Here is a 20,949-nt window from a genome sequence, read left to right as displayed (position 1 = left end):
GGCGCGCCGGCCTATGGCAGTGGAGTGGAGGAGACACACCATGAATGAATCCGAAGAGATACTGGCGCTGAACAAGGTCAGCAAGCGCTTTCCCGGCGTGCTGGCGCTCGACAACGTCAGTTTCAGCCTGCGCAAGGGCGAGGCGCATGCGCTGTGCGGCGAAAACGGCGCCGGCAAGTCCACCCTGATGAAGGTGATGAGCGGCGTGTACCAGGCCGACGAGGGGGAACTGGTCTACAAGGGCAAGGTATGCAGTTTTGCCTGCAGCGTGGATGCGGAGGCGGCCGGCATCGCCATCATCCACCAGGAACTGAATTTGATCCCCCACCTGAGCGTGGCGGAGAATATTTTCCTCGCGCGCGAACCGGTGCGCGGCATCTTCATCGACCGCAAAAAAATGCGTGCCGATGCGCAGGCGCTGCTGGACCGTTTGAAACTGCGCATCGACCCGCGCCAGCTGGTCAAGAACCTGTCGTGCGCGCAGCAGCAGATGGTGGAAATCGCCAAGGCCCTGTCGCTCAATACGGAAGTGCTGATCATGGACGAGCCCACGTCATCGCTGACGGAAAGCGAGACGGGCCAGCTGTTCGACATCATCAATGAACTCAAGCGCAACGGCGTGAGCGTGGTCTACATCTCGCACCGCCTGGAAGAGATGCAGCACATCATCGACAGGGTGACGGTGCTGCGCGACGGGAAATTCGTCTGCACCGACGATTTTGCCGCCACCACCCTGGATGCCATCGTGGCCAAGATGGTGGGCCGCACCCTCGATGAAAAATTTCCCGACCGCGTCTCGACGCCGACCGCTGACGTGCTGCTGCGCGTGACCGATTTGCACCGCAAGGATGTCTTCGGCCCGCTGAGCTTTGATTTGCGGCGCGGCGAGATCCTCGGCTTTTCCGGCCTGATGGGCGCGGGACGCACGGAAGTGGCGCGCGCCATCTTCGGCGCCGATCCGCTGACCAGCGGCGCGATCCACCTGGGCGACATGGCGGTGACGATCGTCAGCCCCATCGACGCCATCGGACACGGCATCGCCTACCTGTCGGAAGACCGCAAGAGCCACGGCCTGGCGATCCGCATGTCGGTGGCGGCCAACCTGACACTGACGAATGTATCGGGGCTGGCGAACCGTTTCGGCTTCATCGATTTCGCCAGGGAAGAAGCGGTGGCGCAGCAGTACATCGCGGCGCTGGGCATCAAGACGCCGACCTCGAAACAGATCGCACGCAACCTCTCGGGCGGCAACCAGCAAAAGATCGTCATCAGCAAATGGCTGTACCGCGAATCGAAAATCATCTTCTTCGACGAACCCACGCGCGGCATCGACGTGGGGGCCAAGTTCGCCATCTACCAGCTGCTCGACAAGCTCGCGTCGGAAGGCATCGGCGTGGTGCTGATCACATCCGAGCTGCCCGAGATCATGGGCATGACGGACCGGGTGGCCGTGTTCCATGAAGGGCGCATCAGCGGCATCGTCAATACGCGCGAGTCGTCGCAGGAAGAGATCATGCAACTGGCGTCGGGGCGCGTAGCCAGTCCCGCACATGGCCAGGCGGAAGCCCATTAAAAACAGAAAGCTTAAAAAAAATGAATAAAGAACTGATACAAAAATTTGCCGCGCTGGGCAGCCTGTCGCTGTTGCTGCTGGTGTTTTCCCTGACCAGCAACGCCTTTTTCTCCGTCAGCAACGGCATGAGCGTGGCCTTGCAGGTGACGTCGATCGCCTACCTGGGCATTGCCGCCACCTGCGTCATCATCACGGGCGGCATCGACCTGAGTTCCGGCTCCGTGTTGGCGCTGGCCGGCGTGGCCGCCGCGCTGCTCGTCAAGAGCGACGTGCCCGTGCCGCTCGCCATGCTGGGCGGCGTCGTGGTGGGCGCCATGTGCGGCGCCGTCAATGGCTTTTGCATCACGCAATTGAAACTGCCTCCCTTCATCGCCACCCTGGGCATGATGCTGATCGCCCGTGGCCTGGCGCTGCAGGTGACGGGCGCGCGCGCCATTTCCGGCCTGGGCGACTCGTTCGGCGAACTGGGTAACGGCGTGCTGTGGCGCATCGAGCGCGACACGGGCGGCACCTTTCCCGAAGTCGTCTTCCCTGGCATTCCGTATCCGGTGGTGCTGATGGTGGTGATCGCCGTGGCCGTGTCCATCATGCTCAGCCGCACCACCTTTGGCCGGCATATCTATGCCGTCGGTTCGAATGCGGAAGCGGCGCGCCTGTCCGGCGTGAAGGTGGGGCGCGTGACCCTGCTGGTGTACACCTTGTCCGGTGCCCTGTCGGGCCTGACGGGCTGCGTGCTGATGTCGCGCCTGGTGACTGCGCAGCCGAACGAGGGTGTGATGTACGAACTCGATGCGATCGCCAGCGCCGTGATCGGCGGCGCCTCGCTGATCGGCGGCATCGGCACCATTTCCGGCACCGTCATCGGCTCCTTCGTCATCGGCATCCTGCGCAACGGCTTGAACATGAACGGGGTATCGAGCTTTATCCAGCAAATCATTATCGGACTGGTCATCCTGCTGACCGTCTGGATCGATCAGAAGCGCAACCGCGCCTGAGGCAGTGCAGCAACGCAGTCTTACCTATAAATCTATAATTAAATGAGGACGACAATGAAAACCATCCAAGCCTTCAATACCATCCTGTTCGGTCTGTCGACCGCAGTATTTGCCCTGAGCTCCAGCGCCGCCTTCGCCGCCCCGGGCGAAATCGCCGTGATCGTCAAGACGACCAATTCCAACTACTGGCAAAACGTCAAGAAGGGCGCCACGGCCAGCGCCGCCGATGCCAAGGGCTACAGCCTGACCTTCCAGGGTCCGGCCTCGGAATCGGCCATCGCCGACCAGGTCAGCATGGTGGAAAATGCCGTCACGCGCAAAGTGGCCGGCATCGTGCTGGCCGCGTCCGACCCGGACGCGCTGGTGCCTGCCCTGAAGAAGGCGTGGGAAGCGAAGATTCCCGTGGTGCTGATCGATTCGCTGGTGGCCGACAGCGGCAAGCGCTATTACCAGTCCTTCCTCTCGACCGACAATGAAGCGGCCGGCGAGCAAAGCGCCAAGGCCCTCATTTCGCAGGTCGGCAAGACGGGCAAGATCGCCGTGATGTCGTATGTGGCGGGTGCCGGTTCCGAAACGGGCAGGGTGGGCGGCTTCAAGCGCTATATCGAAAAGAACTCGCAGCTGCAGATCGTCGGCACGTATTACTCGCAGTCGCAGATGGCCACGGCGCTGAACCAGACGACCGACGTGCTGGCCTCGAACCCGGACTTGAAGGGCATCTTCGGCGCCAATGAACCGACGGCCGTGGGCATGGGCCGCGCCATCGCGCAGGCGGGCAAGGCCGGCAAGGTGATCGCCGTGGGCTTCGACGGCAATGAAGACCTGAAAAACTTCGTCAAGGACGGCACCCTGTATGCGACGGCCGTGCAAGGCTCGTACTCGATGGGCGCGCTGGGCGTGAAAACCCTCGTCAGCCTGATCGAGGGCAAGAAGGTCGCGCCGTTCGTCAACACGGGCGTGGTGATCGTCACCAAGGCCAATGTCGAACTGCCGGAAGCGAAGAACGTGTTGTACTGATTTTTCACGTCTTCAGATCCTCAGATACTCAGATCGTCAGGCGCTGGCGCAACTCCTGCAGCAGGGTGCCCGTCTTCGGCGTCAACTGGCGCGCCAGCGGCCATGCCAGATACAACGGCAGGCCTGGCGTGGCCAACTGCGGCAGCACGGCGACAATGGCGCCTGACGCCAGGTGTTCTTCCACCAGCCACGTGGCCAGCTGCGCCACGCCCAGGCCCGCCAGCACGGTGGACGTGCGCGCCTCGGCGTCGCCCACCGTCATGCGCGGCGCGGCCACGCGGTATTCCAGCTGGCCGCCCTTGTCCTCATCCGGGAACAGCCACGGCATGGGCGAGCCGTCGCCACGGCCATAGGCGATGCAGTCATGCCGCTCCAGTTCCGCGATGGAGGCGGGCGTGCCGCGCCGCGCCAGGTAGGCGGGCGCCGCGCACAGGATCAGGCGTTCCGCCCCCAGCTGCATCTGGCCCACCGCGGCGGGCCAGTGCGATGGCGCGCCGATGCGCACGGCGATATCGATGCGCTCCTCGAACAGGTCGACGAAGCGGTCGCTGAAGGCGATCGATGGCTGCAGCCCGGGATACTGCGCGCAAAGGGCCAGCAGCGCCGGCATGACGCGCAGGCGGCCGTACGAGGCGGGCACGCCGATGCGCACCTTGCCCGCCAGTTCCGTCGCGTGTTCGGCCAGGACGTCTTCCGCATCGGCCAGTTCCTGCAGCACGCGCTTGCAGGTGGCGTAGTAGGCGCGGCCCGCCTCGCTCAATTTCAGGCGGCGCGTGCTGCGCTCGAACAGGATCACGCCCAGCCGTTCCTCCAGCCGCGCCACGCTCTTGCTGACGGCTGAACTGCTCAGGTGCAGCTGCTCGGCCGCCCTCGTAAAGCTGCCAGCATCCGCCGTGGCGAGAAAGGGCGTGATGCCCTTCAAATGTTCCGATGAAAACATGATTGAGGAATTTTATTCACGAATAGGGTGAAATACTATCGCGGATAAGAATTCCTGTCCGATATATCATGATTTTCTTTATACAGGCATGGGAGTACGCATGAACAAGCACGCATTGATTATTGGCGCCAGCGGCGTTATCGGCAGCAGCCTGGCCACGCACTTGCTGGCGCAGGGCTGGCAGGTGACGGGCGTCTCGCGCGGCCGCACGTCCGTGCCCCCCGGCTGCACCGCGCTGCACCTGGACGCCACGGACGGTGCGGCTGTCACCGCCGCCCTGGCGGGCTTTGACGCCAGCCACGTCTTCTTCGCGGCCTGGGCACGCCAGGCAAACGAGCAGGAAAACATCCGCGTCAATGGCGCCATGGTGGCCAATGTGCTGGCTGCCCTGGGCCCCACTGGCCACTTGCGCCATGCGGCGCTGGTGACGGGCCTCAAGCATTACCTGGGACCGTTCGATGCCTATGGCAAGGGCAGCGTTCCCGTCACGCCGTTCCGTGAAGAGCAGGGCCGCCAGGACGTTGACAATTTTTACTATGAGCAGGAAGACCGGCTGTTCGACGCGGCCGCGCAGTACGGTTTTACGTGGAGCGTGCACCGCCCGCACACCATCATCGGCTACGCGCTGGGCAATGCCATGAACATGGGCCTGACCCTGGCCGTGTATGCCAGCCTGTGCAAGGCCGGCGGCCGGCCTTTCGTCTTTCCCGGCTCAAGCGCCCAATGGCACGGCTTGTCCGACATGACGGACGCGGGCCAGATCGCGCGCCACCTGGCGTGGGCGGCCGACAGCCCCGCCGCGCGCAACGAAGACTTCAATATCGTCAATGGCGACGTGTTCCGCTGGAAGTGGCTGTGGCCGCGCCTGGCCGCCTACTTCGGTGTCGAGGCGGCGGACTTGCCCGGGACGATGGCGCCGCTGGCCGGGCGCATGCAGGACGCGCCCGCGCAGTGGCGCGCCATCGCGCAGCAGCACGGCCTGGTGGAAGCCGACATCAGCCGCCTCGCTTCCTGGTGGCATACGGATGCTGACCTGGGGCGGCCGATGGAAGTGATGACGGACATGGGCAAGAGCCGCAAGGCGGGTTTTCTCGATTTCCAGGATACGCAGGATGCCTTCTTTAACCTGTTCGAGAAGTTGAAGGCGGAGCGCGTCATTCCGCGCTGACCTGCTCCGCTGCGGCCGGTGGCGCGGCTGCCGCTGCCGCCGCCGCATTTGCCGCATTTGCCTTATGCTGCTGCGCCCGTTGCCACTCAAGGCCCGGGCGGTCGACGCGAAATTGCAGCAGCCGGCCCTGCACCACTTCCGTCACGTACGCCGTGCGGCCATCGGGGCCGCCGAAGGTGATGTTGCTGGGCTTGGCGCCGGGCACGCTGATCTCGCGCAGGATGCGTCCCTGTGGCGACAGTTTCACCACGCTGCCCTTGCCGTAGCGCGTCACGTACAGATTGCCATCGACATCCACGCGCATGCCATCCATGCCGAAATCGTCGAACTTGATCAGCAGGCGCTTGCCGCTCAGGCTGCCGTCCGCGCCGATGTCATACATCCAGATATTGCGCTGCACGCTTTCATTCACATACAAAATCTTGCCGTCTGGGCTGACCTCGATGCCGTTGGCCGTACCCATGGTGTCGAGCGCCAGGGTCACCGCGCCGTCTTGCGCGATGCGCCACACGCGGCCCGTGTTTTCCTTCCAGTTCGGGTCGCTCGCATACAGCACGTCGTCGGCCGTGATGGCGATATCGTTCGGCTGCGTCATGCGCGGCTCGCGCGCGTGGATGGTCAGCGCGCGCGTGGCCGGATCGACCAGGTAGATCGTGTGTTCCATGTAGTCGGCCAAATACATCTGCCCGCGGCTGCCGAAGCGGATGCCGTTGGCGATGCTGGTGCCGGGCAGGCTCAGGTACACCTCGCCCATGCCGCCGGGGCTGACCTTGCCGATGGTTTGCTGGCGCGCAAAGTTGACGGCATAGATATTGCCATCCGCATCCACGGCCGGGCCTTCGATGCCCTTGGTGAAGGAGTGCGGGGCCGTCAAGGTGGTGGCGAGGAACAGCGTTTCGTGCGCGGGGGGACTGGCACAGGCGGACAGGTTGGCCAGCGCGGCGGCCAGCACGGCCGTGCGCAGCGACGGCAGGGCGTATCGGGAATGGGGCATCGAGTGTTCTCTGTATGGCAAAGGTGGCGTATGTTACCCGACGCGCGCCGACGCAGGCGCCGGGCTAGGTTGCCACCTAGGCCGCCACCACGACGAGGTCGGGGAAGTCGTCCTGCCAGCCGTCCCATTCGTCTTGCAGGTGGGCGTGCATGCCGGCGCGCTCTGGCGCCTGATCAAAGGTGTCGGCGCTGGCCAGCAGAAAATGGGCGATGGCGCGCAGGGTGGCCGGGTCGGCCTGTATGGTGACGTCGGAACAGCGTTTGGGGCGTTCTGCGGCTTCGTCCTGCAGATAGCAGTGCAGCGATAAATGTGTGGTCATGGGTATCAATTGTTGATGTAGGCGCCCAGCATGGCGTGTGGGTTCAGTACGGCGCGGGCGGCGTCCAGTTCCTCGTTCGATAAAAACCAGTGGATCCGCCCATGCTTCTCTTCGCTGCGGCCATGGGCTTGCATGCTCTGGCGCAATGCCTGCAGTCTTGGCGGCGGCAGCGCAGCCAGTTTTCCGTGGTTGAAGATATTGACGGGATATACATCGCGCAGGTGCGAAGCTTGCAACCCGCGCCGCTTGATGGCGGCCCAGTTATTTGCGGGGCAAGGAGTGCCAAAGGTCATCGGATGGGCTGCATCGAGCTGCCGGTAGCCGCGTGCGTAGCCGGTGCCGTAGCCCAGGGTTTCACTATAGCCGTACACATACTCGCAATGATCCAGCAAGCCGGGTATGCTTGCCGCGCCGTCGAACAACTGTTGCAACGGCAGCTTGCTGGCGCGCATCGCCAGCAGCAGCGAAACTGTCGGCTCATACACGGCGAGCGCGTCGCAGTTCGTGACCTCGTCGGCCTCGTCGGGCGGCAAGATCCGAGGTGAAAACAACTCGATGCTGCTGGTATCGGGCGCCAACAGGGTTTTCTCGTAGTTTCGCTGCGAAAACTTGACGACCTTGCCGCTCTTGCTGCCGTAGCGCTCGACGGGTTCGCCGATGTGCGCGAACCAGGCGAACAGCTGCGCGCTGGCCGCGGCGGGAATGAAGGGACTATCCTTGGTGAATTCGCCGACGAGGAAATGGTATTGGTCCATAGGGCAATGCGCGGGGAGGGTATCGAAGCACATATTTTTGCACGGGATGCCAAACGCTGCCAATGCGTGCGTGCGGGCCCTCCCTTGAGACGAACTGATGCGTATGTATTTGATTTAAATGAAATTCGGGCCGCATTGCGGTTAGACTAAGTCTGGCTATACTGCAATGACAGCCGTGGTTCTGGTTCACGGCAGCGCTGGCAATCCCACGGAGGCCTCATGTCTTATGCGAATCCCACCACCCATAACGGGTTCCTGATCTCGGCTTACGCCTGCGAACTGCCCGAGGGGTGCTGGCAGGGACAGTTGGTGCTGAGCAAGTGCGGCTTTGAAGATGTCAGGCAAGCCAATCTGGAAAATCGTGAGACGCAGCACGAAGCGGAGCAATCTGCCTTGGCCATGGGCTGGCAGCTGGCCAATTACGTGCTACCCCTGCGCACTGTTGACGATAAGTAATCTAATGCTTTCATTTGGAAAGGGAAATAGAGTATCGTGTTCGGATAGAAAGCAATACACCGTATGCAGCAATAGAGCTGGCGTGCGCGGCGATGTCTGAGTGAACGCCGCGGAGCGAAGAGTTGTCCTTGAGGCCGGCCCCCACAGGCCGTACACCGTCACCATGCACCACACAGCACTCTCGCCGGATCCTGAGGATGCGCCCGCCCAGCAATTGCCCCCCGAGCACAATCTGCATGCCTTGCATAGCCGCGAAGTCAAGCTGCTGCGCGAGACGATCAATCAATTGTTGATCATGGCCAAGATGCAGGTGCAGGAAAAGGATAAATCCGACGCCTTCGGCCTGCTGATCATGCAGTTGCGCGAAGCCAATCAAAACCTCGTGCTGGCAACGTTTGGCGCGCAGGACATGCAAGCGTCCGCCGAGGCGACCACCTTGCGCCAGACGGAATTCCTGGCCATGCTCGCGCATGAGTTGCGCAATCCCCTCCAGCCGCTGGCGATGGCCAATGACTTGCTGGCCAAGAAGGTCGACCTCGATCCCCAACTGGCGCACGTGCATGGCGTGATCGGCCGCCAGGTGGCGCACATGGCGCGGCTGATCGACGACTTGCTCGATGCTTCGCGCGTCAGCAGCGGAAAGATTACCTTGCAGCTGGCGCCCATCCTGCTGAGCGACATCCTCGCCAGCGCCATGGAAGTTGGCCAGGCCAGCATCAGCCAACGCCAGCAAGTGCTGAGCGTGAGCCTGCCGGACGAACCGCTGGTGATCGAAGGGGACCTGGTACGTCTGACACAGGTGTTTGCCAACTTGCTCATCAATGCCAGCAAATTCACGCACGAGTTTGGCCACATCGACATCGTCGTCAGGCGCCACGATAATCTGGTGGAAATTGCCGTCACCGACGATGGCGCCGGTATCGCCCTCGATATCCAGCCCTTCATTTTTGACCTGTTTACGCAGGGATTCCGCTCGCTGGAACGGGCGCAGGGCGGCCTGGGCATCGGCCTGTCGCTGGTGCGGATCATTACCCAGCTGCATGGGGGAACCGTGGACGTGTTCAGCGCAGGGGTCGGCTTCGGCAGCCAGTTTGTCTTGCAGCTGCCCCTGTCGTCGCTGGCGCCGCCGTCGCAGGACTTGCAAGTGGAGCATGCGGCGCATGCATCGCCACGCCACATATTGCTGATCGAGGATAATACCGATGCGGCGGAACTGCTGGCGCTGCTGCTGACGCAGGATGGCCACCATGTCGATGTGCGCAATGACGGCCCCAGTGGATTGCGCGCCGCGCTCGATGCGCCCTACGATGTGATCGTATGCGATATCGGCTTGCCGGGCATGGATGGCTTTCAAGTCATCAGTTCTGCACGCGCGGCCCTGCCGCCGCCGCTGCCGTGCTTTGTCGCCGCGTCCGGATACAGCCAGCTTGGCGAGTTCGACCGTGCCGGCCAGGCAGGGTTTGACCATTACCTGGTAAAACCCATCAATATCGACGCCTTGTCGAAAATAATCACGGCAAAGGTTCCCCGCTGACGGGCGAAGGAGTCCCGATGCTTTTTTTTAACATGGTCCATGCACCGAAAACCGCAGAGAAAAGATCCGATTATGGCCACAGTCCATGAACAGCGGCAGCGCAAGATAGAGCACGCGCTGTTACGCGACCCAGGTGCGGTGGTAAACGTCAGTATTCGCCTTTGGGAGCAGCTGGCCACTGAGTTGAATCAGATCATTGGTGAGCGGGGCGTGGAGTCGATGTATGCCCGCAGCCTGCACCAGAGTCAAAAACAGTTCAACTGGCTGACGCCCCATCCGCCGCAAGCGCTGGAAGCTGCCATGAGAGCCTTGCGCGCCAGCTTGCAGGGACAGGCGGACACCGCCGCCTGCGCGGCGAGTACGGCGATGATGATGCACTTCATCAACACCCTTATTTTATTAATTGGCGAACTCTTAACGAATAGCATCCTCCTCAAGGCCTGGGGTGATGACGTTGTGAATAATGCTGGAACGGAGCCGAACGAATGAACAAAGTCACCATCCAACGCCTGGCCACTGGCGTGCCGGGGCTGGACGAACTGCTGGGCGGCGGAATACCGGAGTTTTCCTTCAATCTGGTAGCGGGCACGCCCGGCAGCGGCAAGACGACGCTGGCGCACCAGATCATGTTTTCCCTCGCCGCGCCGGAGCGCAAGGCGCTGTTTTTCACGGTCCTGGGCGAACCACCGCTGAAGATGCTGCGCTATCAGCAGCAGTTTCCTTTCTTCGATGTGGACAAGATCAACCAGTCGATCAAGTTCGTTAATCTGTCGGCTGACTTGCTGGAGGGCGATTTCGACCGCGTGCTGGCGCGCATCGCCGAAGAGGTCGAGGCGTTCTCGCCCAGCCTCGTCTTCGTCGACTCCTTCCGTTCCGTGGTGCAGTCGGCAAAGTCCATGGACACGGGCGCTGCCGGCCTGCAGAATTTTGTGCAGCAGCTGGGCGCGCAAATGACCAGCTGGCTGGCCACGACTTTCCTGATCGGCGAATACCTGGCGCCCGAGGCTGAGTCCAGCGCCGTGTTCACGGTCGCCGATGGCATCCTGTGGCTGTCGCAGCTCGTGCACCGCGACGCCATGGTGCGCAAGATCCAGGTGGTCAAGATGCGCGGCCAGTCACAAAGCCTGGGCGCGCATACCTTCCGCATCAATGACGATGGCGTGGAAATCTTTTTCCGCGCCGTGCTGAAGGCCAGTGGCACGGGAAAGGTCAGCATTTCCGGTAATGAGCGCCTGTCGCTGGGCGTGCCGGAGCTCGACCAGATGATGGGGGGCGGCTTGCCGGCCGGCTATTCGCTGCTGCTGGTGGGACCGTCAGGTTCCGGCAAGACCGTGCTGGCCACCCAATTTCTCGAGGAAGGCGTGCGCTGCGGCGAGCCCGGCGTGATCGCCGCCTTCGAGAAAAGCCCGAACCAGCTGCTCAGCCATCAGCTGAATGCCCTTGTCGATTCCGGCCAGATCGGCGTGATCAACACGCGTACGCTCGACCTGTCGCTCGATGAAATCCTGCACGACCTGCTGAGCATGATCACGCGCATGAAGGCCAAGCGCGTGGTCATCGACTCGCTGTCCGGCTTTGAAATGGCGCTGGCGTCCATGTTCGAGGATTTCCGCGAATCGCTGTACCGCCTGGTGGCGGCTTTGACGGACATGGGCGTGTCCGTGCTGATGACGGCCGAGCTGGAAGACCAGTACACCATGCTGCGATTCAGCTCCTATGGCAACGCCTTCCTGGCCGACGCCATCGTCATGCAGCGCTACATCGAACTCGAAGGCCAGTTCAAGCGCGTCGTATCGGTGGTGAAGGTGCGCGGCAGCGGCCACAGCAAGGATATCCGCTTCTACGATATCGACGCCGGGGGCTTGAAGATCGGCGCTACCCTCAGCCAGTACCAGGGCATCCTGTCGGACGAGCCTTACCGGGCTTAGGCGATGAGGCGTATGATGGAAGTGCGGCCATGCGGGTGATGGCCGTGCGCACAGGGGAGCAATGCGTCTTCTGTGTTTCCGAGCCGATCAAGAGGAGATATGATGGACAAAGCCGAATTCATCCTGGCCGCGAAAGCCATGGAAACGCTGGAGATGTATCAGACCTTCTATGGCCATTCGCAGGAATACCAGGCGCACCAGCAGGAAGTATTGAAACTGCTGCGCCACAAGGGGGCCTCCCTGCTGGTGTCGGAACATGGTCCGGCCAAGTTCTTGCTGGCCTTTGCCGATGCGCTGGAGGCGGCCAGCTTGCCGGGCGAGTATGTGCCGCTCAGCCGCAGGTAAGGCGGGTTTGTCCCGGTAGGGGAGGTCGTCTTCTGCGGGGGGACACGGCTAGCCGCCGTTCGCTCCCTCGTTCAGCGACACCCTGGGCAGGCGCACGGTAAACACCGTGCCGCATTCCAGGCTGGACTCGGCGCCGATGGTGCCGCCGTGCGCGCTGGCGATTTCACGCGCGATAAACAGACCCAGCCCGATGCTGGTGGCATTCGGTGCTTTGTGTTCGTCGGAGATGGCCAGTTGCACCAGGGGATCGAAAATGCTCTTCAGCGAGGCTTCCGGGATCTGGCGGCCGAAATTCTTGACTTGCACCACGGTCGTATCGGCATCGCCGCAGGCTGTGATGGTCACTGGCTGGTCGTCGGTGCGATATTGCGCAGCATTGTTGAGCAAATTGGAAAACAGCTGGGCCAGGCGGGGTGCATCGAAGTCGCCGATCATCTCACCCGTGGTATTCAGTTCAAACTTGCATTGCGGGTGAGCCGCCGAGGCATCCTCGACGGCCGTCTTGCAGATTTCCCCCAGGTCGCCCAAGGTGGGTGAAACGGGCATGTGTCCCCCCAACTGCGTCCTGGCGAATTCCAGCAGATCGTTCACCATGGTTGTCATGGTCGCTGCACTGCGGGCAACCCGTGCGCCGATCTGCACCGTGGAAGAAGGGCTCGCGCTCGGCCGGCTCAGCAGCGCACCAGCCATCGTCATGGTGCTCAGCGGACTGCGCAGATCGTGGCTGAGGATGGCGAGAAAGGTATTGCGGGTGCGGTCGCTCTGCTGCGAATAGCGTATGGCCGATTCCTGCAGCGCTTGGTCTATCGCTTCATTGAAGCGCAAGATGTCGTCCGTTGCCGTTTTCGACGCTACCGACACCTGTGCCATCCACAGGCGCAGAACGCTGGCCCGCATCGCGCGAAATTCCGCCGTCAGCTGCGGCAGCGTGAAGCCGATCTGCTGGCGCAGCGAGCCATGCGTGGCGGCGGCCGTTTCCTTGCCCGTGATTTCCGACACGCCCGTGGTCGATTTTTTCTTTCGCTGCGCCGCGTTCTCGATGACGTCCATGTCGTGCACGATGGTTTGCAGCATCTGCTTGGCATGATCGCGTAATTCTGCCTTCGAGATGGCGGCGCCAGGAATGGGAAGCGACCTGGCGAAGAGTTCCCACTCTTCCAGGATCGGCTCCAGATGGCCGGTAATAAAGCGTGATAGTTTCACGGTGGACCAATGCGTTGATGGAAGAGAAGCCAGTGTACGCCGTTGCGGCGGGGTATGGGGGATTGCGCAGGCTTGTCCTTTGCTCTCGGCGGCGCGGGTACCGGTTTAGTCCATGTACAATCGGCAACATCCGGATCGACGTATCCGCCCCTTCATTGCGGAGTACGCCTGAGCGTGACACAAACATTGCAAACCTGGCTGCTGGCCTGGCGGGAAGCCTTCACCTGCATCGGCTTGGGATTGCGCGATGCGCGTCATGCGGGGCTGTGGTGGCGCTCCGCGCTGTGGTGCATGGCCGTCGGGGCCCTGTGGCTGGGGCTGTATAGCTATTTCGGCCGCTTCTTTGTCGAGCTGAGCGCCATGCTGGCGCTGGTATCCGTTACCGGCTTGCTGGGCCTGGGCGTGATGGATGGCGTCGGGACACTGGCCAATGGGCCTGCCACGCTCTCGCAGATGGGCAATATCGCCGGCGGCATGGGCAGTGCCGCCAAGGCCATGCTGTCGATCGGCCAGATCGCCCTGGCCTTGCTGGCGCTGGCTGCCTTGTTCTATGTCGTGGTTTTTATCGTCGGCGCCATCGGTACGGCGCGCTTGCCGCTGCGCTGGCTGTTGCTGGAGCGCGCCAAGGCTGTGGCGGCGCGCCGCTATGCAGCGTGGCAAGCACCGGCCGGCCTGGAGCTGTCCGCCGCGCGTCCCGCCTGGCGGCGTCGCCTGTTGCTGCTGCTTTCCCTGCTGATCCCCGTGTGGGCCATGTGCGTGCTGATCTCGTACTTGCTGGCCTGGAATGTCCACATGATCTACGGCGCGGCAGCTGAAGAGGTGCTCGGAGCGGAACAGCAAGCGGCGTTGCGCCGCGAACAGCGCCCGGCGATTTTTGCCCTGGGACTGTTGCTGTGCTTGCTGATGCTCGTACCGGTCCTCAATTTATTCTTGCCAGCCGTGCTGTGCACCAGCGTTTGCCATTTGCAGCGCCGCGGCTGGCGCGCAACGGGGTCATCGATCAAAGTGGAATGAAAAGGAGTGAACATGAGTGAAAACGCAAGACGCGCCACCCTGGAGCGCGCGATTGAAATTGCCGCCGCCACCCATGCCGGCCAGACGGACAAGGGCGGTGCGCCGTACATCCTCCACCCCTTGCGCGTCATGCTGCGCGTCGCCCCCGGCGCCCAGCAGATTGTCGCTGTGCTGCATGATGTGGTGGAAGACAGCGACGGCAAAGTCACCTTCGACGACCTGGTACGCGAAGGATTTCCCCGGGAAGTCATCGACGGCGTGCGCGCCGTGACCAAGATCGAAGGCGAGTCCTACGAAGCGTTCATCGCCCGCGCGGCATTGAACCCCGTCGGCAAGGCCGTCAAGCTGGCTGATCTGGCAGAGAATAGCGACTTGTCGAGGATAGAGAATCCGACGCCGAAGGATTTGGAGCGGGTGGCAAAGTATCGGAGGGCTATCAAGCAACTCATATCGCAGCAATGATTCTTTCATGCCGAGAGCGTATCCGAGTGGCTCTGGCCCCCGGGATCACGGGGTACGGGCAAGAGCCTTGCGGATGGCCTGCTCGACGGGACGGTCTATCAGCGCCAGGACGATGACCACGACAGCGGTAACAATCAGTCCCTCCAGTAAAGCTGGATCAGGGAAAATTTGCTGATTGGTGATAGGAGCGGGCACTGTTGCACGCTTCCAGAGAAGCAGCACCAGGGCGGCGCCAGCGGCGAGCAGCATCGCCGGTTGACGATGGTGCAAACGGGCGATTTGCCCCATCAGCAGCAGCGCGATACCCCACGCAAAAGGATAGAAGCCGTGATCGAACAAGATCATGCGCTCATCATAGTATGCGCCGGTGTACCAGGCAAAACGGGAGAAGCCGAAAAGACCATAAGCGACGAGGGCCGCAGCCAGCACGAGGAAACTGGAGGAAAGCAGGCGAGCAATTTTCATGGTTGGGATTTCTTTGCCAATGCTTCGAGATCGCGTTCGGCCAGATGGCGCTTTAGCTTGGTGACTTGGATAATCTTGCCTTTGCTGAAGATAACTCGCTGGCCATGCCTGTAATCCTGCTCGCTATTTTTTTCGCCGCCGCCATTGATGTTCGGGTTGGCCTGGTCTGCGTGACCGATAACAACGGACGCGGACGTGAGTCTAGATTTTTAGTGTTAGTAAATATAGCATATTTACTAATTACATTAGCGTTAAGCTGGTGCTCGGGTATGGCTGGTTTTAATTCTGGGGGGAGCCGCCGCGCTGCAGCGCATTAGGCGTCTTGAAAGTTTTGCTGGCAAAGTGCAGACAATTAACCGGCCAAGAGCGGATGTGGAATAAGCTTGCGCTGCTTCTTGCATTCCGTTACGGGCAAGAATACAAGTTATTTAATTCAGGGCGTGCAGTCGCTCATTTCTAAATATGGAATCAATCACAGTGATGGCAAAAAAGTGGAAGAACCAAGAGGTGCGAAGCTACAATGGCCTCGTGTGCACCAACGGTGATATCTACGAAGTACACGAAACCTGGATGGCCAAAGTACATGAAGAACAGGAGCTTGGCAGTTGGCTCAATGTCGCGATTCTGGCGCAAGAAGAGCTGTATGGTGGACAGTACATAGTCAAGTGCGGCGAGGCTATGGAACACGGCTCAATCGGCGTAGTCGTTTTGGAATCGCTGCAAAATCATGAACCTGTTTGGACGTTTGTTTCGGATCAATCCAATCCATTTGATCAAATAACAATCAAGGCTGGCTGGGTTGTGGTGCTGTCAACGTCAGGTGCCGTATTTCGGTTTGGTACTCCAATAAGGGAAGCAAGGCTTCTGCTTGCGAGTACGTCGACCCATGGCGCTAAGGACGGGAATTTGTAAAGTGAACGCTGCGCCTCCGCTCTCTGGCCGCACGGGTTCCGTAGTGCAGACTCAAGCCGGCGATGTCGTGGCAAGCGATAATTGGCTGCTGGATTTAAGCCCTCGATCTTTTAATCTCTGGGCCCGCTGGCTCAACTACAAGTCAGATTGCGACATGGAGCATTCGGTTTCACGCTTGATAATTGCGGCTGGTGTGGCGTGTTTAGTCATGGGCATGGCCGCTATTCAACAAATGCGGCTGAATCGTCCCATCGGTAAAGTAAAATATTTTCTGCTTAAATTAGCGGTGTTAGTCTGGCTGGTGAGTGGACTATTTGTCGGAACGCTCTATAGTCACGGAGTCGATGTGGCGTGGTACATTTTTGGTGTCGCCGTTAGCCTGGCCGGATGTGTCGTTGCAGGCATTGTGGTGTTTGCCTGGCCTTTTTTCACAGGGCGCAAGCCGGACAGTTAATATACTTTGTGAAGTTGCATCACTTACGAATTTAGTTGCAGACCGACATCTTTACGATATATGTAATCCGATTCTATGAACCAAATTCTTGGCTTTGCCTCACTAATTGGCTTTGCAACCGCACTGATTGCGCACATTGCGGCATTGATGGGAGTCAATGTATCTGATAATTTTCCTGCGATCTGGTGGCTGCACGGCGGCATTTTCCTTGTGTTCATTCCGTTTGTCTTCTCCAGTCGAAAGTCACTCGGCCCCAAACCAACGTTCGCTGAACTACGCGCAGCTTTTCCGAAGTGGGTGGTCGGACTGGGACTCTGTATAGCTGCTTACGCATTGGTGAATTTTGCACTCTTCATGATGAACGCGGCGGGCGGCAATCCTTCGATCGTTGACGGGAAATTTGTGCTATTGAACCGTGGAAATTTCATTCGCGAACTGAGCGCCGTGGAGTATTCCACTTTCAAGGTAAATCAAGTGCGTGGTTTCTCCGGGCACTGGCTAGTGTTCTACTTTGTGCCATTTGCGTATTTCATGTTCCATAAGAGACCTGAACCGTTCAATTCGACGCCTTCAGCGCGGCTGCATTGATGCATGGGGTTTTTCTGTCCAAGTGGCCGTATCAAGTAATACTGAGGGCGGTAACGACGCTGAAACTGCCGCAGTCCAGGCGGCATCAATCGTCATGCCCCAAAAACACAATGAGACTGGGCTGCCGAGGTCGCTGTTGTGAAACCCGGCCTGCTCGGACGCTCCATATCCGCTGCAGGGGGGAAGCGGACGGAGCCGATTAGCGCTGCGAATCTCCATCAGTAGCCTAAGGCCGCGATTCTCAGCGCGGGAATTTATACCGTACCAGGAGCGTAGGTCCTTTGCCGCCGGGTGGCGTCAACAGTATCTCGTCACCCGGCTGCATCTCTTCATACATTACCGTGCAACAGGTCGGCATCGAGTGGCCGCGCGCCGGATAGACGCCAACGTCGGTGTGCAGGTTCGCAGCGCGTACGTCCACGCTGGACTTGCCGGCCGTTCCTTCTTCTTGCAGCAGCTTGCGCAGTGCGGTGACGAAGTCCCCTTTGCTGAGCCTGGCAGGCGCTTGGGTTGCTTGCGGGCGAGCGTTTGTGTCGTTTTTCATGGCAGTTTTCTTCAGTGAGTACATTCCCGCCACTATATCATTGGCCCCTGATGTTGCAGGACAGACAGCCGCCAGATTTAATCAGTAAAGACCGAACACAATTTCCGCTGTTGATCCGGCCGCCTGATCTGCATCCGGCATCCAACGCCCGTATATTCTGGCAATCATCGTCCAGTCAGCATGCCTCATCTGTTTTGCTTCCCACATAGAGGGGCAGGTCCGTCATTGGCACACGGCCTGAGCAGCTGATGTTGTTGCTAGGAAACCGCCTGCGGCGCAAGAGCTAGTCAGAAGAATCGGAGAGGGTTGCGCTTGCAAGCGCAACCCGGTTTTGCGGCGCCGAGCTGCGCTCGCCGAAGTCCCGCAAAACCCCCGCGCCCGTACCGGACGCGGATTTGACGCCCGCGTTCTGCATGCATGGAATAAATAAAAAGGGCCTCCCCGCCAAAACGGGGAAGCCCTTTTATTTATTCAGTGGTGGAGACGGCGGGAATCGAACCCGCGTCCGCAAGCACTCTACAGACAGTTCTACATACTTAGCACTATCATTTAATTTAACTCAGCCAGCACGGATGTGCACGTTATGGGCAAGCGAGTTACCTATTATTTAGTCGGACGCTAAGTAACCCAGCATACGACGAGTCCCTGTAAATGACTCTAGAGCTTTTGACGGCCCACCCCAGGGACGAGGTGTTCTAGAGCTAACAGCGATTAAGCTGCCAGTGCGTACGAGTTATCGTTTGCAGTTAAGTTTTTTCAGGTTGTATTTACGAGGTAGCCCGCCCTCGGTATGCCCTGCGCTGCTTTGCAACCCACGTCGAAACCAGGTCGTCCCCACAGAACCTTCATTGTAGCGCAATCTGCCCACTCTTGCATGATGCATTCGCTTGCCGGCGTGCCAGATCAAGCGCAGGCCGGTTTATGCTGCCAGCTGCCGCGCCTGCGCCGCCTTCACCACGGCGCTGACCAGCTCGAGCAGCGCTTGCGGCGTATCCAGCAAATGGTCGGCGTTCCAGTGCTGCGGCTCGACGGGGCCGCAGTAGCCCCAGGCGCAGGCGACCGTGCGCATGCCGGCGGCGCGGCCGGCCTGGATGTCGCGCAGGTCGTCGCCCACGTACCAGCAGTCCTCCGGCGCCAGCTCCAGGCGGCGCGCCGCTTCCAGCAGGGGGGCAGGGTGGGGTTTCGGGTGCGCCATGGTGTCGCCCGAAATCACGCAGCCGGCGGCGCCCAGGCCGATCTGGCCGACCAGCGGGTCGGTGAAGCGGGCGGCCTTGTTGGTGACCACGCCCCAGGCCAGGCCCAGGGCTTGCAGGCCTTCCAGCAGGGCGGGGATACCGTCGAATAAACGGCTTTCCACGGCCAGGGCCGCTTCGTAATTGTTCAGGAAGCCGTCTTTCAGGGCTTCGTAGCCGCTTTCGCCCGGTTGGACGCCATACGACGCGCCTATCATGCCGCGCGCGCCGGCCGAGGCCGTGGGGCGCAGGATGTCATACGGGGTCGGCGCCAGGCCGGCGCGCGCGCGCAACAGGTTGATGGCCGCTGCCAGGTCGGGCGCGGTGTCGGCCAGGGTGCCGTCGAGGTCGAACAGGATGGCGCGCGGTGCTGGCAGATGGTCTGTGATCATGGCGGGAAAAGTGTGTCAAGTGGGAATGAAAAATGGCGGCCGCAGCCGCCTTGTATTGTGCGTGATGGTTACAGCGGCCGGGTGCAGGCCACCAGGTAATTGACGCTGGTATCGCTATTAAGTGAGTAAATCTTGGTCAATGGATTGTAGCCCATGCCGCGCATGCTGTTGACGTCCAGCCCGGCGCTGCGCAGGTATTGCGACAGTTCCGCCGGGGTGATGAATTTGTCATAGTCGTGCGTGCCTTTCGGCAGCAGACGCAGCAGGTATTCGGCGCCCAGGATGGCGAACAGATACGCTTTCGGGTTGCGGTTCAGGGTCGACAGGAACACGTGGCCGCCCGGTTTCACCAGTGCGGCGCAGGCCTTGACGATGGCGGCGGGGTCCGGCACGTGCTCGAGCATTTCCATGCAGGTCACGACGTCGTACTGGCCCGGCTCTTCCTCGGCCATGGCTTCGGCGGCGATCAGCTTGTAGCGTACCTTGGCGCCCGATTCCAGGCTGTGCAGGTCGGCAACTTTCAATGCCTTGTCGGACAGGTCGATGCCCGTCACGTCGGCGCCCTTGCGGGCCATCGATTCGGCCAGGATGCCGCCGCCGCAGCCGATGTCGATCACGCGCTTGCCGGCCAGCGGCACTTTTGCGTTGATCCATTCCAGGCGCAGGGGGTTAATTTCGTGCAGGGGACGAAACTCGGAAGTGGGGTCCCACCAGCGGTGGGCCAGCTCACTGAATTTTTGGATTTCAAGAGGGTCGGCGTTCATAGGTCGAATAATAGCGGCAATTTTACAATTGGGCAGCCACGGACGAAAAAAAACCCCGCCGTAGCGGGGTTTTTCATGCTGTTCTTGACTTGCGCGATGACTTGCGGCAAGTCCAGGGAGTCAGCTATTACTTGTTGCGGGTACCAACAACTTCGATTTCCACGCGACGGTTTTTCGCACGGCCTTCGGCAGTTTTGTTATCAGCAACAGGTTGTTTCTCGCCTTTGCCTTCGGTGTACACGCGGTTGCTTTCAACGCCTTTGGTGACCAGGTAGGCTTTGACAGCATCAGCACGACGTACCGACAGTTTTTGGTTGTAAGCATCGGTGCCGACGGAATCGGTGTGACCCACAGCGATGATGACTTCCAGGTTGATGCCGCCCAGTTGTGCGGACAGCTCGTCCAGCTTGGCTTTGCCTTCTGGCTTCAGCGTAGCTTTGTCGAAATCGAAGAATGCATCAGCGGCGAAGCTGACTTTTTCCGAGGTAGGAGCAACTACGACTGGCACTGGCACGACAGGTGCTGGTGCTGGAGCAGGTACGACTGGTGCTGGAGGAGCCACGCATTTGCCGTCTTGCAGGGTTTCTGGCTCTACGCACAGTGGCACGTCGCAACCTGGCACTGCGTCAGCAGGTGTCCAGTAGCCGGTACGCCAGCACAGGCCGAATGGGTCACGCACGATTACGCCGCGGGCATCTTGCACGTAAGCGCTTTTTGGGCTTGGTGCTTTGATGTCAGTGGTAACTGGCGCGAATGGTGGGGAGGTTGGGGTTTGGGCCGAAGCCGAGCCAGCAATCACTGCGGATGCAGCGAAAAACAGCGTTACAAATTTATTCATTCTTTTTTCCTTTCGGGGGGTGATATCCGCAGAACAACACTGCGCTACTGGTGCTAC

Annotated in this window: 24 protein-coding genes and 1 other RNA gene; 14 read left to right on the top strand and 11 right to left on the bottom strand. The window is 60.5% G+C overall.

Features of this window, described 5'->3' with window-relative positions; all coding sequences use genetic code 11:
- Positions 1-40: 40 nt before the first annotated feature.
- Genes CSQ91_RS20320 through CSQ91_RS20310 form a run of 3 tightly spaced genes read left to right on the top strand, consistent with a single transcriptional unit; the run spans position 41 to position 3,585 of the window.
- Positions 41-1,573: a sugar ABC transporter ATP-binding protein gene (locus CSQ91_RS20320; protein WP_257217422.1), complete on the top strand. Its 1,533-nt coding sequence runs from the start codon at positions 41-43 to the stop codon at positions 1,571-1,573.
- A gap of 20 nt (positions 1,574-1,593) precedes the next feature.
- Positions 1,594-2,568, top strand: a complete 975-nt coding sequence (locus CSQ91_RS20315) for an ABC transporter permease (RefSeq protein WP_099389432.1) — start codon at positions 1,594-1,596, stop codon at positions 2,566-2,568.
- Between the two features lie 54 nt (positions 2,569-2,622).
- Complete coding sequence (locus CSQ91_RS20310; RefSeq protein ID WP_070257550.1) at positions 2,623-3,585, top strand: ABC transporter substrate-binding protein; 963 nt, start codon at positions 2,623-2,625, stop codon at positions 3,583-3,585.
- A 28-nt stretch (positions 3,586-3,613) separates the two neighbouring features.
- Here CSQ91_RS20310 and CSQ91_RS20305 read toward each other — a convergent pair whose 3' ends face one another.
- Positions 3,614-4,525, bottom strand: coding sequence for a LysR family transcriptional regulator (locus CSQ91_RS20305; RefSeq protein ID WP_099389431.1), 912 nt, complete (start codon positions 4,523-4,525; stop codon positions 3,614-3,616).
- Positions 4,526-4,625: 100 nt separating this feature from the next.
- Here CSQ91_RS20305 and CSQ91_RS20300 point away from each other — a divergent pair, with 100 nt between their 5' ends.
- On the top strand, positions 4,626-5,693 hold the full coding sequence (locus CSQ91_RS20300) for an SDR family oxidoreductase (protein ID WP_099389430.1): 1,068 nt from the start codon (positions 4,626-4,628) through the stop codon (positions 5,691-5,693).
- Here the strand turns inward: CSQ91_RS20300 and CSQ91_RS20295 are convergent.
- From CSQ91_RS20295 to CSQ91_RS20285, 3 genes are all read right to left on the bottom strand, one after another.
- Complete coding sequence (locus CSQ91_RS20295) at positions 5,680-6,687, bottom strand: SMP-30/gluconolactonase/LRE family protein (protein WP_257217421.1); 1,008 nt, start codon at positions 6,685-6,687, stop codon at positions 5,680-5,682. The genes CSQ91_RS20300 and CSQ91_RS20295 overlap by 14 nt on opposite strands.
- Positions 6,688-6,763: 76 nt before the next feature.
- On the bottom strand, positions 6,764-7,006 hold the full coding sequence (locus tag CSQ91_RS20290) for an Imm32 family immunity protein (RefSeq protein WP_034781978.1): 243 nt from the start codon (positions 7,004-7,006) through the stop codon (positions 6,764-6,766).
- Positions 7,007-7,011: 5 nt separating this feature from the next.
- Positions 7,012-7,761: a hypothetical protein gene (locus CSQ91_RS20285; RefSeq protein WP_099389429.1), complete on the bottom strand. Its 750-nt coding sequence runs from the start codon at positions 7,759-7,761 to the stop codon at positions 7,012-7,014.
- Between the two features lie 219 nt (positions 7,762-7,980).
- On the opposite strand from CSQ91_RS20285, the gene CSQ91_RS20280 reads away from it, so the two are divergent.
- From CSQ91_RS20280 to CSQ91_RS20260, 5 genes are all read left to right on the top strand, one after another.
- Positions 7,981-8,217, top strand: a complete 237-nt coding sequence (locus CSQ91_RS20280) for a hypothetical protein (RefSeq protein WP_070257555.1) — start codon at positions 7,981-7,983, stop codon at positions 8,215-8,217.
- A 163-nt stretch (positions 8,218-8,380) separates the two neighbouring features.
- On the top strand, positions 8,381-9,751 hold the full coding sequence (locus CSQ91_RS20275; RefSeq protein WP_257217420.1) for a hybrid sensor histidine kinase/response regulator: 1,371 nt from the start codon (positions 8,381-8,383) through the stop codon (positions 9,749-9,751).
- A gap of 72 nt (positions 9,752-9,823) precedes the next feature.
- Entirely contained in the window at positions 9,824-10,240 is a 417-nt protein-coding gene (locus CSQ91_RS20270) for a hypothetical protein (RefSeq protein WP_099389428.1), read from the top strand.
- Positions 10,237-11,679, top strand: a complete 1,443-nt coding sequence (locus CSQ91_RS20265; protein WP_099389427.1) for an ATPase domain-containing protein — start codon at positions 10,237-10,239, stop codon at positions 11,677-11,679. Before CSQ91_RS20270 ends, CSQ91_RS20265 begins: the two co-directional genes overlap by 4 nt.
- A 99-nt stretch (positions 11,680-11,778) precedes the next feature.
- A complete protein-coding gene (locus CSQ91_RS20260) occupies positions 11,779-12,024 on the top strand; it encodes a hypothetical protein (RefSeq protein WP_143450411.1) in 246 nt (81 codons plus the stop codon).
- 48 nt (positions 12,025-12,072) lie between these two features.
- Here CSQ91_RS20260 and CSQ91_RS20255 read toward each other — a convergent pair whose 3' ends face one another.
- Positions 12,073-13,227, bottom strand: a complete 1,155-nt coding sequence (locus CSQ91_RS20255; protein ID WP_099389425.1) for a sensor histidine kinase — start codon at positions 13,225-13,227, stop codon at positions 12,073-12,075.
- Positions 13,228-13,401: 174 nt separating this feature from the next.
- On the opposite strand from CSQ91_RS20255, the gene CSQ91_RS20250 reads away from it, so the two are divergent.
- Positions 13,402-14,241: a hypothetical protein gene (locus CSQ91_RS20250; protein ID WP_143451069.1), complete on the top strand. Its 840-nt coding sequence runs from the start codon at positions 13,402-13,404 to the stop codon at positions 14,239-14,241.
- A gap of 12 nt (positions 14,242-14,253) precedes the next feature.
- Entirely contained in the window at positions 14,254-14,703 is a 450-nt protein-coding gene (locus tag CSQ91_RS20245) for an HD domain-containing protein (RefSeq protein ID WP_099389423.1), read from the top strand.
- A 45-nt stretch (positions 14,704-14,748) separates the two neighbouring features.
- Here CSQ91_RS20245 and CSQ91_RS20240 read toward each other — a convergent pair whose 3' ends face one another.
- A complete protein-coding gene (locus CSQ91_RS20240) occupies positions 14,749-15,168 on the bottom strand; it encodes a hypothetical protein (RefSeq protein WP_099389422.1) in 420 nt (139 codons plus the stop codon).
- A gap of 477 nt (positions 15,169-15,645) precedes the next feature.
- On the opposite strand from CSQ91_RS20240, the gene CSQ91_RS20235 reads away from it, so the two are divergent.
- The 3 genes from CSQ91_RS20235 to CSQ91_RS20230 all read left to right on the top strand — a co-directional run bounded on the left by CSQ91_RS20235 (position 15,646) and on the right by CSQ91_RS20230 (position 17,122).
- On the top strand, positions 15,646-16,080 hold the full coding sequence (locus CSQ91_RS20235) for a hypothetical protein (protein ID WP_180278475.1): 435 nt from the start codon (positions 15,646-15,648) through the stop codon (positions 16,078-16,080).
- A gap of 43 nt (positions 16,081-16,123) precedes the next feature.
- Positions 16,124-16,534, top strand: coding sequence for a hypothetical protein (locus CSQ91_RS28755; protein ID WP_180278474.1), 411 nt, complete (start codon positions 16,124-16,126; stop codon positions 16,532-16,534).
- Between the two features lie 75 nt (positions 16,535-16,609).
- A complete protein-coding gene (locus CSQ91_RS20230; RefSeq protein ID WP_099389420.1) occupies positions 16,610-17,122 on the top strand; it encodes a hypothetical protein in 513 nt (170 codons plus the stop codon).
- A 241-nt stretch (positions 17,123-17,363) separates the two neighbouring features.
- On the opposite strand, the gene CSQ91_RS20225 is transcribed toward CSQ91_RS20230, so the two are convergent.
- The 5 genes from CSQ91_RS20225 to ompA all read right to left on the bottom strand — a co-directional run bounded on the left by CSQ91_RS20225 (position 17,364) and on the right by ompA (position 20,892).
- Positions 17,364-17,666, bottom strand: a complete 303-nt coding sequence (locus tag CSQ91_RS20225) for an HNH endonuclease (RefSeq protein WP_099389620.1) — start codon at positions 17,664-17,666, stop codon at positions 17,364-17,366.
- A gap of 475 nt (positions 17,667-18,141) precedes the next feature.
- Positions 18,142-18,502: a transfer-messenger RNA gene (gene ssrA, locus CSQ91_RS20220) on the bottom strand.
- A gap of 83 nt (positions 18,503-18,585) precedes the next feature.
- Positions 18,586-19,290: an HAD family hydrolase gene (locus CSQ91_RS20215; protein ID WP_070257568.1), complete on the bottom strand. Its 705-nt coding sequence runs from the start codon at positions 19,288-19,290 to the stop codon at positions 18,586-18,588.
- Between the two features lie 68 nt (positions 19,291-19,358).
- On the bottom strand, positions 19,359-20,054 hold the full coding sequence (ubiG, locus tag CSQ91_RS20210) for a bifunctional 2-polyprenyl-6-hydroxyphenol methylase/3-demethylubiquinol 3-O-methyltransferase UbiG (RefSeq protein ID WP_034751812.1): 696 nt from the start codon (positions 20,052-20,054) through the stop codon (positions 19,359-19,361).
- A 127-nt stretch (positions 20,055-20,181) separates the two neighbouring features.
- Positions 20,182-20,892 carry an outer membrane protein OmpA gene (gene ompA / locus CSQ91_RS20205; protein WP_035825645.1) on the bottom strand — a complete coding sequence of 237 codons (711 nt, stop codon included), beginning with the start codon at positions 20,890-20,892 and terminating at the stop codon, positions 20,182-20,184.
- Between the last annotated feature and the right edge of the window lie 57 nt (positions 20,893-20,949).

Source organism: Janthinobacterium sp. BJB301 (assembly GCF_002735685.1).
GTDB lineage: Bacteria > Pseudomonadota > Gammaproteobacteria > Burkholderiales > Burkholderiaceae_D > Janthinobacterium > Janthinobacterium lividum.
This window is presented reverse-complemented; position numbering and strand designations above follow the sequence as displayed.